This window comes from Pantoea phosphatilytica, from assembly GCF_051025615.1.
In the GTDB taxonomy this organism is placed as follows: domain Bacteria; phylum Pseudomonadota; class Gammaproteobacteria; order Enterobacterales; family Enterobacteriaceae; genus Pantoea.
Genome location: NZ_JBPFDF010000006.1, coordinates 40,925 through 55,579, shown reverse-complemented (window position 1 = coordinate 55,579; position 14,655 = coordinate 40,925). Strand labels below are relative to the sequence as shown.

The 14,655-nt window shown below is 57.7% G+C and carries 14 protein-coding genes; 6 read left to right on the top strand and 8 right to left on the bottom strand.

The genetic code is table 11. From position 1 onward, the window contains the following. Positions 1-214: 214 nt before the first annotated feature. The 4 genes from hslO to ACR6AS_RS18175 are packed head-to-tail and all read right to left on the bottom strand — an operon-like array spanning position 215 to position 4,386. The gene (gene hslO, locus ACR6AS_RS18190; RefSeq protein WP_111140874.1) at positions 215-1,081 is read right to left on the bottom strand and encodes an Hsp33 family molecular chaperone HslO; all 867 of its coding nucleotides are present in this window, start codon (positions 1,079-1,081) and stop codon (positions 215-217) included. A gap of 49 nt (positions 1,082-1,130) precedes the next feature. Further along, complete coding sequence (gene hslR, locus ACR6AS_RS18185) at positions 1,131-1,532, bottom strand: ribosome-associated heat shock protein Hsp15 (protein WP_111140875.1); 402 nt, start codon at positions 1,530-1,532, stop codon at positions 1,131-1,133. Between the two features lie 13 nt (positions 1,533-1,545). Beyond that, on the bottom strand, positions 1,546-2,193 hold the full coding sequence (gene yrfG / locus ACR6AS_RS18180) for a GMP/IMP nucleotidase (RefSeq protein ID WP_111140876.1): 648 nt from the start codon (positions 2,191-2,193) through the stop codon (positions 1,546-1,548). 57 nt (positions 2,194-2,250) lie between these two features. Beyond that, positions 2,251-4,386: an intracellular growth attenuator family protein gene (locus ACR6AS_RS18175; protein ID WP_434163383.1), complete on the bottom strand. Its 2,136-nt coding sequence runs from the start codon at positions 4,384-4,386 to the stop codon at positions 2,251-2,253. Positions 4,387-4,777: 391 nt separating this feature from the next. Here ACR6AS_RS18175 and nudE point away from each other — a divergent pair, with 391 nt between their 5' ends. Beyond that, entirely contained in the window at positions 4,778-5,341 is a 564-nt protein-coding gene (gene nudE / locus ACR6AS_RS18170; protein WP_111140878.1) for an ADP compounds hydrolase NudE, read from the top strand. Positions 5,342-5,382: 41 nt separating this feature from the next. Here nudE and ACR6AS_RS18165 read toward each other — a convergent pair whose 3' ends face one another. The 4 genes from ACR6AS_RS18165 to mrcA form a co-directional block, all read right to left on the bottom strand. Continuing rightward, positions 5,383-6,681: a cytosine permease gene (locus tag ACR6AS_RS18165; protein ID WP_367395881.1), complete on the bottom strand. Its 1,299-nt coding sequence runs from the start codon at positions 6,679-6,681 to the stop codon at positions 5,383-5,385. A gap of 20 nt (positions 6,682-6,701) precedes the next feature. Beyond that, positions 6,702-7,391: a helix-turn-helix transcriptional regulator gene (locus tag ACR6AS_RS18160; protein WP_111140880.1), complete on the bottom strand. Its 690-nt coding sequence runs from the start codon at positions 7,389-7,391 to the stop codon at positions 6,702-6,704. A gap of 24 nt (positions 7,392-7,415) precedes the next feature. After that, positions 7,416-7,826 (bottom strand): GNAT family N-acetyltransferase, encoded by a 411-nt coding sequence (locus ACR6AS_RS18155; protein ID WP_111140881.1) that lies wholly within the window; start codon positions 7,824-7,826, stop codon positions 7,416-7,418. Between the two features lie 541 nt (positions 7,827-8,367). Then, positions 8,368-10,917, bottom strand: a complete 2,550-nt coding sequence (gene mrcA / locus ACR6AS_RS18150; RefSeq protein WP_434163378.1) for a peptidoglycan glycosyltransferase/peptidoglycan DD-transpeptidase MrcA — start codon at positions 10,915-10,917, stop codon at positions 8,368-8,370. Between the two features lie 116 nt (positions 10,918-11,033). Between mrcA and pilM the strand changes: the two genes are divergently transcribed. The 5 genes from pilM to hofQ are packed head-to-tail and all read left to right on the top strand — an operon-like array spanning position 11,034 to position 14,443. After that, positions 11,034-11,834: a type IV pilus biogenesis protein PilM gene (gene pilM, locus ACR6AS_RS18145; protein WP_293773388.1), complete on the top strand. Its 801-nt coding sequence runs from the start codon at positions 11,034-11,036 to the stop codon at positions 11,832-11,834. Then, positions 11,834-12,379 carry a PilN domain-containing protein gene (locus ACR6AS_RS18140; protein ID WP_293773391.1) on the top strand — a complete coding sequence of 182 codons (546 nt, stop codon included), beginning with the start codon at positions 11,834-11,836 and terminating at the stop codon, positions 12,377-12,379. Before pilM ends, ACR6AS_RS18140 begins: the two co-directional genes overlap by 1 nt. Beyond that, complete coding sequence (locus ACR6AS_RS18135) at positions 12,369-12,860, top strand: HofO family protein (RefSeq protein WP_434163376.1); 492 nt, start codon at positions 12,369-12,371, stop codon at positions 12,858-12,860. The genes ACR6AS_RS18140 and ACR6AS_RS18135 overlap by 11 nt, the downstream gene beginning before the upstream one ends. After that, complete coding sequence (locus ACR6AS_RS18130; RefSeq protein WP_111139729.1) at positions 12,850-13,236, top strand: DNA utilization family protein; 387 nt, start codon at positions 12,850-12,852, stop codon at positions 13,234-13,236. Before ACR6AS_RS18135 ends, ACR6AS_RS18130 begins: the two co-directional genes overlap by 11 nt. Then, positions 13,172-14,443, top strand: a complete 1,272-nt coding sequence (hofQ, locus tag ACR6AS_RS18125) for a DNA uptake porin HofQ (RefSeq protein ID WP_111139728.1) — start codon at positions 13,172-13,174, stop codon at positions 14,441-14,443. Before ACR6AS_RS18130 ends, hofQ begins: the two co-directional genes overlap by 65 nt. Positions 14,444-14,655: the final 212 nt, after the last annotated feature.

The following is a 14,655-nucleotide window of genomic DNA, read 5'->3' as shown; positions in this document are numbered from 1 at the left end:
GCCCCGGGCTTCCGGGCGTTTGCACGATCGCGCGCAGTTTACTCTTCTGCGTTTCGGGAAAAAGGGCAGTGATCCAAAAATGCGACTCAGGGCGCGTTAAGGCCATATTTCGAACGTTTAAAAGATGTTATGAAAGTAAAAAAAGATAATTTGTCTGAAAAATTATGGGGATAGCGGGGCGGGAGAAAAGGGGCGGCAGAGGCCGCCCGGAAAATCAGTGTAGTCGGTCGCTGTTTTCGTGCGAGTGGCTGCGGATAGCGGCAATATCGACCGCGTCAAACACATAGTCTGAACCGCAGTAGTCGCAGTGCATTTCGATTTTGCCATCTTCCGCAATAATCTCATCCACCTCTTCCTGCGGCAGCGTGGTCAGCACTTCGCCACAGCGTTCGCGTGAACAGGTGCATTTGTAGATCACCGGCTGCGGATCGTAGAGCGTGACCTCCTCCTGGTGGTAGAGACGCCAGAGCGTTTCATTGGCGGGCAGGTCGATCAGCTCTTCCGTTTTGATGGTTTCGGTCAGCGTGGCCAGATGCTCAAACGCCTCTTTTTCCGTATCCTGCGCAGGCAGTACCTGCAGCAGGATCCCGGCCGCGCCTTTGTCGCTGGTGCGGATAAACAGACGCGTCGGCAGCTGCTCTGAGCGCATGAAGTAATCTTCCAGGCACGCCGCCAGGGTATCCCCTTCCAGACCGACCACGCCCTGATAACGCTCACCCTTTTCCGGGGTAATGGTGATCACCAGATAACCATTGCCGACCATGCTTTTCAGGGTACTGTCAGCGGGAATGTCGCCTTTGAGACGCGCGACGCCGCGCAGCTCCTGATTGTTGTTGCCGTTAATGACCGCCAGCGACAGCGGGCCATCGCCCTGCAGCTGCACGGTGATTTCGCCATCGAACTTCAGCGTGGCGGTCAGCAGACTGGTGGCGACCAGCATCTCACCCAGCAGGGTTTTCACCGGAGCCGGGTAGTCATGGTTCTTCACGGTTTCACGCCAGGTGTCAGAGACGTTCACCAGCTCGCCGCGCACAGCGGCATTTTCAAACAGATAACGGTGCAGTTGATCCTGGACTGACATATTTTTTCTCTCACTGGAACGGGGTGATGGCGCGTCAGCGAAGACGACGTTATTCATCACCCGATAATTTAAATTTCATCAAATCGCGACGCTCTTTTTTATCAGGTCGCCGATCGGGATGGGGCATAGTCAGCGCATTGAGCTTGCGCGCCTGCGCCACTTTTTCGCGTTTTTCGATGCTGGCCTCGGTTTCCCGATAGAGCAGCTGAGCTTCGCTGGCAGGACGGCGCTGAGTGCTGACTTCTGCCACGATCACCGTGCGTTCGTCGTTGCCCTGACGCAGCGTCAGCTCTGCATTCAGCTCCACCACTTTGCTGGGTTTGCTGCGCTGACCGTTGTAATGCACTTTGCCGCCTTCAATCATCTCCCGCGCAATCGCCCGGGTTTTGTAGAAGCGCGCGGCCCACAGCCATTTGTCGAGGCGTACCTCTTCGCTGCTTTTCTCTTTCATTGCTGCTCCTGACTCAGATCAGCGTCCGGTAATCGCCGGTGGCGCGGTGACGCTGAAAGATTTGCTCAGGACGACCCGAATCGGGGTTTTTTACGCCTAAGCACCCGCCGATGCCCCATAACGCCGCAGCATCCAGAATCACTTCGCTATCATCGATAAACAGCGTGCGCGGCGCAGAAAAGCCGGTGTGCTGTTGTACCGCCTGCCATAAGCGCTGGTCTTCTTTCGGATACCCAAAGGTATGGGTGGAAAGTAATAAATCAAGGTGCGGCGCTAAACCTGTCTGCGCCAGTTTGACGTCAAGATTGTAAGGATGCGCATTGGTCAGCAGGATGGTGCGCTTACCCATGCGCCGCAGTGCCTGTAAAAAAGGCAGCGTATCGTCACGCAGCGCGATCCGGCTGCGCATCGCCCAGGTCATGGCGCGGATGTCCAGCGCCAGCGCCCCGGCCCAGTAATCGAGACAATACCAGTTTAGCGTATGGGCGACGGCCTGATACTTTTCCGCGATGATCGCATCGGCTTCTGCCCGGGCGATGCCGCGCTGCTGGCTGAGCTGTTCAGGCACATGCTCCAGCCAGAAGTGACGGTCAAACGCCAGATCCAGCAGCGTGCCGTCCATGTCGAGCAGCACGGTATCAATCTCAGACCAGTTAAGCATTGCGGGGTCTCACCCTGAAAAAAAACCGGGCGACAGGGTAGCACAGAAGGGCAGGGCTCAGAATATCGAGCGCACGCCCTGTAAAGTCCCGAGGTTGTGGTTGAAGCACTTATCGTAATATTGCTGGATATCGATCATGCGCTGACGGTTGCGGTGCATACGGCGCAGCGCCATCACGCCGTTAAACACACCGCAGATCATCAGCACCAGCAGCAGCAACACGGTGCCCAGGTAGCGCCACTGCGCCATGGCATCCGGCTCGTTGTGCAGCGCGATATGCCGTGTTCCGTTGGCATCGGTGGAGATGCTGGTGATAATGCCGCTGGCGCTGAAAGGCGTGTGCAGCAGCATGGCGGAGAGCCGTTGCAGCTCGCGCCACTGAGAAGGGGGATCGAGGTCGAACAGCGATACGGTTGGCTGAGGCTGATTCACCAGCTGACGGCCTTCGTCGCTGACGATCAGGAAGCCACCCGGCGGCGGGCTGTTAAGATTCTCTGCCGCCCGGCGGGTTTCGCGGAAAAAGAAGGTCGAGGTGGCGGTATTCACCAGGTTTTCCAGCGCTTCTGCGCTGACCGGACGCAGCAGCACATTCATGCCGTTGAGCTGGCCGGAGTCCGCCCGGCGCATCAGCGCCTCCCAGTCTTTGGCATTACCCAGATTCACCAGCGCATTCTTCAGGCGCAGGCAATCCTGCGGCTGATTACAGAGGTCCTGGGTCTTCATCACCAGATCGGAGAAATCGTCCAGCAGGATCATCCCGGACTTCTGAATCGCCGAGGCCAGTTGCGGGTTCAGTTTGGGATCGGTATTAGTTTCCGGATGCAGCTGCTTTGTCGTGGTATCCAGCAGCGCCGAGGCTTTGTCGATAATGTCCGACTGAGGCTGCGGCAGCGGCGTAGCGTTGTTCCAGTAGACTGCAGAGCAGTCAAAGGGCATATAGGCGTAATTGCGGTTGCTCTGATAGTTATCCGGTACCGAACACATCCCGGTGCCGCTGACTTTAAGGCTGTCGCCAATGTTCAGCGCCACACCGCTGAGTTTATCGACGCTGCTGACTTCCAGGCTGTCTGTGCCTCTGGCCCAGGCCAGGCTGAGCTTCACCGGCATCCCGAGCGGGATCCAGGTGACCAGCAGGGTCAGCACCATCAGTGAACCGCAGGCCAGCACTACATTTTTCCGCCAGCGCTGAATCGGGAAGTTTTTCACTTCATCCTGCAGTGACAGAAAGCGGCCCTGACGCACTACCTGACGATTGAGGTAGATCTCCACATCGGTGATCTGACCGAGATCGTGCGCCACGTAAGGCTGCCAGTGCGGCGGATAGGCGAGGTCGATAATCCCCAGGGTAATGTTGCTCTGCTCCTGGTTCGACTCGCTGAACAGGCCCCAGCGTTTCGGCGCACCGCGCAGACAGTGGATATCGCGCAGGCCGCGCTCGCCGGGAATGCGGTAGAGCAGCCACAGGCTGGCTGCAATCATCAGGGCACCGGTCAGCACCAGCCAGATCATCAGGGAGGCGGGCACTAACAGGCTGAAGAAGAACAGGAGAAAGGCCAGGGAGATCATCACCGCTTCACGGGTGCCGTCAGGGCGTGACAGTCGATACTCTTCCGGCGTCTCTTTGCGCACCTTCAGCAGCTCAATATTTTCCGTTTCTGCTTTGCGGATAGAGGCGTTGGTCGACATCGGACGCATCAGCGTCGGCAGCGACTGCTGATCCACGGCGTAATCGGCCAGCGAATGGCCGTTCAGCGAGATCACCAGCGGAATGGATTGGGTGCGGATTAACTCAACGTAGTTTTCGTCGGTGATGTACTGCTCCCACAGCGGCGGCAGATGAACTTCGACTTCATCCAGGTAGTAGCGCCATTTGTGGGGGTCGTCCGTTGACAGGCCGTAGCGGGTGATCGCCCGGGTAACCGGATAGACGTTATTGCTCTGTGCGGTCAGCGCCAGACGTTCAGATGCCCTGCGTTTATCGGTGGTTACCGTAGTGCGGGACTGCTTTTCCAGCGCGGCGACATACTTGTCGACGGCCTCCCGCTCCTGAGCAGAGAGTTTACGACAGGGCGGGCTGATAAATGGCAGTGGTTTCGCCAGGGGCGGGCGATGCCGCATCGCGTACCAGAACCCAATACCTGCCAGGATTGAACAGGTCAGCACTATGGCCAGGATCATAAAGATTGTGCTCATGCTCTGCTCAACTCAGCCAAAATGCTGCCTTCACTTTTAACTTACGCTTCCGGTCGTGCGCACGGTCAGCGCGGCACAGCGGAAGATTATATAACCCCAGGGTGTCAGGCATCTGATGAAATAGTGCCAGCGTATATCTGATTAGCATTTGTTAAACCATGCCTTGTCCGAATGGTAACCGGCCCAGACTGGATTAAATATCGGTATTATCTGAAACTTATCGCAGCATATTGACTAATGCAAATTTAGTCTTAACTGGTAACTAAAGGCTGTTATTCAATCGTCAGAATCTATGCAACGATAACGTTCTTGTCTGACTGTCGCACAATTGTCTGTGGTTAGGTATGCTAATTTGCTCCCGCCAGGAGGCGCAGATTACTTTGAGGCTGATATGAAAATTCCAAAAAAACCTGACATCCTCAATATCACTGCCGTGGCGCGTTCGCGGTTATTCACGATTGAATCGGTCGACCTGGCCTTCAGTAATGGCGCACGTCGCGTTTATGAGCGCATGAAGCCCTCAGAACGGGAAGCTGTGATGATTGTACCGATTATCGATGATCATCTGATCCTGATTCAGGAATATGCTGTCGGACTGGAAACTTATGAGCTCGGCTTTCCGAAAGGGCTGATCGACGCCGGGGAAACCGTCAACGAGGCCGCGGTGCGTGAACTGAAGGAAGAGGTCGGTTTTGGCGCAAACGCGCTGACGACGCTGGGCAAACTCACGCTGGCCCCCTCCTATTTCTCCAGCAAAATGAATATTGTGGTAGCGGAAGGGCTCTACGCCGAAAGGCTGGAAGGGGATGAGCCGGAGCCGCTGATTGTTCATCGCTGGCCGCTGAGCGATATGATGTCGCTGCTGGCAGAGCCCGACTTCCGCGAGGCGCGCAACGTCAGTGCGCTGTTTATGGCCCGTGAATGGCTGGTCAGACAGGGACGGCTGAGCTACTGATTGCGCCAGCCAGCGGCGCAATCAGCAGAGAAGGAGCGTAATCAGTCCGTCAGCGCGCCTGTCTGCCGCGCTGATAGCCGCCTGGACAGAGGCGCCGCCACCAGATAAGCCAGGCAGGCGACGATTAACGAGTTGAAGACCGGGACGCCGCGCTCAATAAACAGGCCGGTGGCCGCACCCGCGAGGCTGGCGATCAGTGCCGGCCAGCCAATCGACACCGAGACGGGCGGCAGGGCATTCTCCGTGCGGCCCAGCGCAAGCGTCTGACGGCTGGTTTTCAGCACGTAGTAATCAATAATCATCACCCCCAGAACCGGCGGGAAGACCACACCCAGCAGCTCCAGAAAATCGACGAACCGGTCGAGGATCCCCAGAATAGAACAGAGCGTGCCGAGCACCCCCAGCAGCAGCGTAATCACCTGATAGCGCGGCTTATAGCCCGTCACGCCCTCGATCGCATTGCTGATGCCCAGGGTGGAGGAGTAGAGATTCAGATCGTTAACGCGCAGGGTTGAAAAGACTACCGCAAACAACCCCAGGGTGCTGGTGGTCTGCGTAATGATGGCAATAATGTCGGCAGTCTGCAGCTCTCTGGCGACCAGAATCGCCAGGCCATTGATCCCATATTCGCCCGCCAGAATAGTCAGCAGCGTAATGGCAAACACATCTTTTCCGTTGCGTGAGAAACGGGTCAGATCGGGCGTCATCAGGCTGGCCAGGATTGCGCCGCCAATCACCATGGTAATTGCGGCGCTCACGGTAATGGGATCAGCCGCTACCGCTGGCTGAGCAACAGGGCCAGCCTGACCGTGAAAGGCGTGCCAGAAAATCCAGCCCACCAGTGCAATAAAGAGTGGTACGGCAATGCGGGCGGTAAACCGCAGCGCCCGGAAACCAAAGGTCACCAGCAGGGTCAGGACACCCCCTGACAGGGCTGCCGCTTCGGCGAAGCTGAGCCGGCCATCGAGCGCATAGCTCAGCGACCGGGCGAAGACCGCATTCTGGATGCCGAACCACCCCAGCAGGCTGATTGCCACCAGCAGGCCAATCAGCACCGAACCGTGACGGCCAAAGCCGCACCAGCGTGCCAGCAGGCTACCGGGCAGACCTTCGCGCATTCCGGCATAGCCGAGCGCAAACGTCAGCACACCAAACAGCAGGCTGGCCAGGGTAATCGCGGTAAAAGCTTCACCCGTGGACATACCGTTGCCCAGCACGGCCCCGAGCATAAACTGGTCCAGCGCCGTCAGCATACCCATGTGCACAATCGCCACGCTCAGCAGCGAAAGTCGTTTATTTTCAGGCACGCGACTCAGGGGGTAATCGTCAAATTTACTCACTACAGGGTTTCCTTACCGATTTAAATAAAAATAACGCCAGCGCTGAGAAAGCGCTCTGGCAGATAACTTTCCAGCGATTCCGCGTAGCAGTAGCTCTCAAATTGCTGAAGCGAATGGACTCCGGCTTTCTGATAAAGCGTCGTGATGCGGTTGCTGATGGTTTTTACGCTCAGGTTATAGATACGCGCGATCTCTTTGGCATTGAACCGCCGCAGCAGCAGGAAGATGACATCCAGTTCGGCGGAGGTAAACAGGGGATGCGCCAGCCGCGTGGTCAGAACGGACGCCTTCTTTTGATCGATAAAGCGCATCGCGGAGAGATTATCGACCGGACGTGCATTCCAGATACAGCCCAGCAGCTGCTTATTGTGGTCGAACACCGGATATTTTTCGCTGATAAAAGGGGAGAGGTAGTTATTGCCGTACCAGTAATGTGTTTCAATCACGGCAACGCTGCCTTTTGCCGCTTCAGCCTGTTGATCGTGCTCGCAGAATTGATCGGCACAATCGCTCCAGGGGGTAGGGAATTCATTGTCCCTCTTACCCTCTAAGCGATAATTTTCAGGCGTCGCCGTGTACTTTCTGGCCGCTTCATTCATATAAAGATGCTGTGAAGCCGCATCCTTAAATCCCCACGGGGTCGGTAACAGATCCATTGTTGTGGCGAATGGGGCAATAAACTCATCGATACTACGGTAGGGGCTATCCATGGCACCTCGCTGAAATCATTCAGGTTATAATCGTTTTGCCAGATAGTAGCGTGCGTAGCGCTCTGCATAGCCTTCCTGTTCGCCATAAACGCGATAACCTAATTTCTCGTAGAAACCGCGAGCCTGAAAACTCAGTGTGTCTACCACTGCCATATGACAGTGTCGGTTACGCGCCTCTTCTTCCGCTGCCTGCATCATCTTACGCCCTGTGCCATGCATGCGCTGCGCCTCGGCTATCCAGAAATAGTGGATATCCAGCGTACCGCACCAGGTGTGCGCTAACAGGCCACCCTGAATATTTTTCTCATCGTCATACAGGATAACATTCAATGTTTTCATGTTGATGTCAGCGAAAGCACTATTATGCTGCCAGAGTTGCTGAATAATATATTCTTCACTCTTCTGGTCCGGCACATCGCCAATTTCAATTTCCATATATAAACAGTTTCCGCGAATAATTAAATATGAGCAATCTGGCAGGCTTCTTATCACGATAAAAAGCGAGGCGCAAGAGCCAATATCCCCCCTGTTATCCGAAGCGGTAACTATTATGCTGGCCCGACGTATTGCGTTGCCATGCAATCTGTTTTATCCGCTGGCGCCAGGGAAATGCGATTTTCAGCACTATAATAACATGCGATTGACTTTTTTCGTGACAGTCACAAATAAGCCAGGACGCTGTCGCCTTATAACATAAGGCACAAAAAATGCCGGTCACTGATGTGGGCGGTATTTTTTTATGCGTGTCGCCGCTGAACCTCTGATTTGATTCTGTCCCCCCGCTACTTTATCCCCATCGATCCAGACTACGCTCTGATACTCCCTGCTGATGGCAGCAAAGCAGAGGAGGGCAGTGATGTGAAAACGCAGCGTTGCGTATCCTTTTTTAAACCCCTGGGCCATCCCCTTTTTACGCAAAAAAAAAGCCGATCGTCAGAGCGATCGGCTTTGTTGATTTCACACGCCAGCGGTTACGTCAGAACAGCTCGTGACTCTCGCCATTGTCCATGATGGTGGTGCCCACATCATGAACCGAATATTCGGTCGGCTGGGTGCCATTGATGAAATATTCCTGACGGGTATTGCCGCCACCATTAGCCAGTTTGCCGGTGCTGCGGTCGATGGTGACCGTCACCACCCCGTCCGGCGGCGTTAACGGCTGCACCGGGACGCCTTCCAGCGCGCTCTTCATGAACTCATCCCATGCCGGTTGCGCACTCTTCGCGCCGCCTTCATAGCCCGAAATCTGATCGGGAATGGCACCGGAGAGCGTGCTGCGGCCCAGATCACGGCGCGCATCATCGAAACCGATCCAGACGGAGGTCACCACACCCGGGCCGTAGCCCGAGAACCAGGCGTCTTTCGAACTATTGGTGGTACCGGTTTTACCGCCGATATCATTACGTTTAAGGTCACGGCCGGCACGCCAGCCGGTGCCCATCCAGCCCGGTTCGCCGAAGATATTACTGTTCAGCGCACTTTTGATCAGGAAGCTAAGCGGGGTGTTGATGACATGTGGCGCATACGCCTGACCGCCCTGCTGGGCCTGAGCCGGCACCTGCTCCAGTGCAGGCTGAGGCGCCGCCTGATTCTGCTTAGCGTCTGAGGCTGCGACGTTCTCTACACTCTCTTCGTTCAGCGCCAGCGCTTTCCTGGTTTCACCGTAGATCACCGGCAGATTGCACTGTGGACAGGCGATCTTCGGTTTCTCTTCGAACACGGTGTTGCCCTGTTCATTCTCAATCCGGCTGATGAAGTAGGGGTCAATCAGGAAGCCACCATTCGCCATCACGGAGTAGCCGCGCACCACCTGGAGCGGGGTGAACGAGGCGGCGCCCAGCGCCAGCGACTCGGTGTGAATGATGTTCTGCGCCGGGAAACCAAAGCGCTGCAGATACTCTGCGGCGTAATCCACGCCCATCGCACGCATCGCCCGCACCATCACGACGTTTTTCGACTGCCCCAGGCCCTGACGCAGACGAATCGGACCATCATAGGTTGGCGGTGAGTTCTTGGGACGCCAGTCCGCACCGGCTCCTGCATCCCAGCGTGAGATCGGCACATCGTTAAGGATCGAGGCGAGCGTCAGCCCGCGATCCATCGCAGCGGTGTAGAGGAAAGGCTTGATGTTAGAACCGACCTGTCGCAGCGCCTGGGTGGCACGGTTAAACATGCTCTGGTTAAAGGCGAAACCGCCCACCAGCGCACGTACCGCACCATCATCAGGATTCAGTGAAACCAGCGCTGAATTGACATCCGGCACCTGGCCCAGCCACCAGTCGTCACCCACTTTGCGCACCCAGATCTGCTGACCGGCCTGCAGGACCTGCGTCACGCTCTTCGGCGTCGGCCCCTGCACGGTGTCGGACTTGTAGGGACGCGCCCAGCGTACACCGGCTAACGTCAGCAATACGTTGCTGCCATCTTTCAGCATCACCGTCGCTTCATCGCTGCGCGCATCCGTGACCACTGCCGGATGGAGCGGACCGTAGACCGGCAGCGGCTTCAGCGTGTTCTCAATCTTTGTCTGATCCCAGGCGGGTTCACCCACTTTCCACAGCACACGAGTCGGCCCGCGATAGCCATGACGCATATCGTAGGCCATGACGTTGTTGCGCACCGAAGTCTGTGCGGCTTCCTGCAGACGACGGGTCACGGTAGTGTAGACCTTATAACCGTCGGTGTAGGCGCTGTCACCGTAACGCTTCACCATCTCCTGACGCACCATTTCGCTCAGATAGGGGGCAGAGAACGCAATTTCAGGACCGTGATACTTCGCGACCAGTGGCGTGTTGCGGGCTTCGTCATACTGCTGCTGGGTGATGTAATGCTGATCCAGCATACGCGCCAGCACGACGTTGCGGCGCGACAGGGCGCGGCTCGGTGAGTAAAGCGGGTTGAAGGTTGAGGGCGCCTTCGGCAGTCCGGCAATCATCGCCATCTCACTCAGCGACAGCTGGTCCACCGGCTTACCAAAATAGACCTGCGAGGCGGCTCCGATGCCATAAGCCCGGTAGCCCAGATAGATCTTGTTCAGATAGAGCTCAAGAATCTCATCTTTATTCAGCAACTGCTCAATGCGGATCGCCAGGAACGCCTCTTTTATCTTACGCATCAGGGTGCGTTCAGGGCTCAGGAAGAAGTTACGGGCCAGCTGCTGCGTAATGGTACTGGCACCCTGTGAGGCATGACCGGAAACCAGCGCAATGCTGGCCGCACGGAAAATTCCCACCGGGTCCACGCCGTGATGCTCATAAAAGCGGCTGTCTTCGGTGGCGATAAAAGCTTTCACCATCACCGGTGGCACCTGTTGCAGCGTCAAAGGAATACGGCGCATCTCGCCATACTGGGCGATCAGATCGCCATCGGCGCTGTAAACCTGCATAGGGGTCTGCAGACGCACATCTTTCAGCGTGTTGACGTCAGGCAGCTGCGGCTCTATGTATTTGTATAAACCATAAATCGAGCCAGCTCCCAACAGGATGCAACACACTGCAAGGATCAATAAATACTTTACGAACTTCACCTGGAATTTCCCATCTGTTGTCGTTTGAGCAGTTTATAAACAACCGCGCGGTAGTATAAAGGCAAGCCAGACGCTTTGATATGTCCATTTTCCCGGACGATAAGGAGATCGCGCGGATGGCTTTTCATACCTGGCAAATTGGGCTGGATATTCAGAATAGGCAGATTTGCGCCCTGGCCCTCCAGCCCCGTCGTGATGGCTGGCAGCTACGCCACTGGTGGCAGCAGCGGCTGCCGCAAGATACGTTAAGAAACGGCGTGCTGCAATCTTCACCTGAGTTACTGGCGGCCTTAACCGCCTGGCGTCAGCGATTGCCGCGCCGTTACTCGCTGCGGGTCGCACTGCCCGCCCGGCTGGTGCTGCAGCGTCAGCTCCCGCTGCCCGCGCAGCCGCTGAAGGCGCAGGCACTGGAACACTATGTGCAGGCGGCTGCGCGCCGTCTCTTTCCGCTGGAGCCTGCCGCGCTGGCGCTGGATTATCGCCCGGCGGCACAGGAAGGTCAGCTCTGCGTGACGGCAGCACGGCTGGAGATCATCGAACAGTGGATGACTCCCCTGTTACAGGCGGGACTCACGCCGCAGGTGTTTGAACTCACGACCGACGCGCTGAAGCGACTGGTCCGGCAGGCAGCATGGCCGCCGGGCGCGGTGCTGGCCCTGCATCAGGATGAACGCTGGCTCTGGAGCGATGCGCATACCGCTGTCGATACCGCCGGGGTTGCCACGCCCGAGGCTCTCCGGCAGGCTTTTCCTGACGCGCCAGCTGTCGCCTGGTGTGCAGCCGGAGAAGCGGTGCTGCCGGCTGACGCCACTCTGTTTTCTCCTTTCGATCTCTTTCGCTATCAACAGCCGCCTCTGCCGGAAAATCCGGGCGCGTTTGTGCTGGCCGCCGGACTGGCGCTGCGCGGGGACGAATAATGCATATCGCGGTTAATCTGCTGCCCTGGCGGCAGCGACGTCTTCAGCAGCAGCGACGGCAGAGCCTGGCGGTGCTGTTACTGGTGGCCATCAGCCTCTTACTGGCGGTGATGCAGCAGGCATGGCGTATCCAGCAGGCGCGTCAGCATGTGGCGCAGGCTACCGGTGTGCAGCAGCAGGCGCTGAACCATCTGGCAAAACAGCTGGCGGAGCAGAAGGCGTTGCTGGCGCAGCTCGCGGTCGTACAGAAGCAGCAGGCGAAGCAGCGCAGGCAGCGGGCGCAGCGGGTCGCCTGGCAGCAGTTCTGGCTGGATTTACCCGCATTGTTACCCGACAGCGCCTGGCTGACCCGGCTGGAGAAGCGCGACCAGCGTCTGATGCTGGAGGGAATGGCACAGGATATGGTGGCGATCCGGCAGTTCCGCCAGCAGTTAACCACTGTCACCCTGTTTGACCAGGTGAAGCAGGGCGGCGTTAAGCGCCAGCCTGATGGCCGTTATCACTTTTCACTGCAACTGACGTTGCGGGAGGTGAATGATGAGTGAGTGGTGGGATCGCTGGTGGCAGATGACTGCGTTGCCACGCTACGGGCTGCTCGCGATCGTCTCTGCCGGGCTGTTGCTGCTCTTCGGGGTCGCTCTGTTACGCCCCCGGCAGCAGGCGCTGATCGTGGAACAGCAGATGCTGTCGCAGTTAACCCACTCTCTGCAGCAACGCCAGCAGCAGTGGCAGCAGCATCCCGCTAGTGCGCAGCTGAAGGCGCAACTGCAGGCCCTGCAGCGCGCCAGACCCGATTCGGACGGGGCCATGGACGCGATTCTGGCCGCACGTCATCACCAGCTTGAGGCGTGGCAGCCCGATACCGCTTCGCGCACGCTGACGCTGCATCTGCAGTGGCCGGCGTTCCAGTCGCTGTTTGCCGAGCTTGCCGAAGGTGATGCGCCTTTTCCGCACCATTTTCAGCTGCGCTCACAGCCGCCGTTTCTGGTCGCGCAGCTCTGGCTGGACCCTGACGATGCGCTATAGCCTGCTGATTCTGCTGCTCTGCGGTGGCGGCGTGCTGGCGCGGGATCCGTTTCAGCCTGTCGCAACGTCGCTCTGCAAGGCCGTCGTCGCGCCCCTGACCGGCTGGCGGCTGCAGGGGATCGTCGGGCGCGAGGCGCATTATCACGCCTGGCTGCTGACCCCACAGGGGCAGAGCATAATGGCCCGCAGCGGCAGGCCGTTTCCCGTTGCCCCCTGGCAGCCTGCTGATATCCGCCGTCACAGTATCACCCTGGTGGTGCCGGATAGCTGCGAGGCACAACAGACCCGGATCTATTTAAAAGGAGGAGCGCATGACAAGGATAGCCCTGCTGCTGCTGGCCCTGAGCGGCCTGCTGCCGGTTTACGCCGCCGATGAAGAGCCGCTCAGCCTGACGTTTGATCATGCGCCGGTGACGCGTATTCTGCAGGCACTGGCGGATTATCAGCAGATCAACCTGCTGATTGCGCCGGACGTGGAGGGGACGCTGTCTCTGCGGCTGGATAATGTGCCCTGGCATCAGGCGCTGGATCTGGTGGCGCGCATGGCAAAGCTGACGCTGATCGAACAGGACAATGTCCTGATGGTCTACCCGGCCAGCTGGCAGCAGGCTCAGCAACAGGCGCGTCAGGCTGAGCAGCAGGAAGCGTTACAGCAGCGCCCCCTGCAGCAGCGTAGCGTACTGTTGCGCTATGCCAGCGCCAGTGAGGTCCATGCGAGTCTGCTGAGTGAACGGCAGACACTCATGACGCCGCGCGGCAGCGTAACAATCGATAAACGCACCAATGCACTGCTGTTGCGCGATACGGCGGCCGCGTTAAAAGAGACGGAGCGCTGGATACGGGCGCTGGATCGGCCGCTGGAGCAGATCGAGCTTTCGGCGCACATCGTGACCATCAGCGAAGAGCATCTGCAGGAGCTGGGGGTAAAGTGGGGGCTGCAGGCGGGTGATGCGGCGGTGACCGACATCCTGCATCATCCCCGGCTGGCTATTCCGCTGGCGGTGAGTTCTCCGGGCATCAGCGTAGGGATGGCGCTGGCGCGCATCGGCGGCGGGCTTCTGGATCTGGAGCTCAGTGCGCTGGAGCAGGAGAACCAGATTGAAATTATCGCCAGTCCGCGTCTCTTTACCTCGCATCAGCAGACCGCCTCGATCAAGCAGGGCACCGAAATTCCCTATGCCGTGTCGGCAGGCAACAGCGGCGCCACCAGTATTGAGTTTAAAGAGGCGGTGCTGGGCATGGAGGTGACGCCCGCCATCTCCGGCAAGGGCCGCATTCAGCTGAAAATCCATATCAGCCAGAATATGCCGGGTCGCACCATCCGAAGCGGCGACAGCGACATATTATCTATTGATAAACAGGAAATTGAGACGCAGGTCACGGTCAGCGACGGGCAAACGCTGGCATTAGGCGGTATCTTTCAGCAGCAGCGCACGCGCGGGCAGAATCAGGTGCCGCTGCTGGGAAACGTGCCGCTGATTGGCGGGCTGTTTCGCCAGCATTCGGAACAGCGCAAAAAAAGAGAGCTGGTCATCTTCATTACGCCGCGATTGGTCAGGGAATCAGCGCTTACGGGTGGATAAAACGGAAAATGTGTTCCTGAAGGCCAACTGCGTTGACGCCGGAGAGGAATTAGCTTACAAGGTTTAGCGATTTTCAATACGGTGTAACCGTCTATGCCCGGTAAATCCAGGCAAGCAGATTAGTAAACTCCTCTGTAAGCCGCGTTGTAAAGACGCAGCGCTGGCGCGTTACAGTTTCGCGAACACAGGCCAATCCAGAAATGGATGTGCTG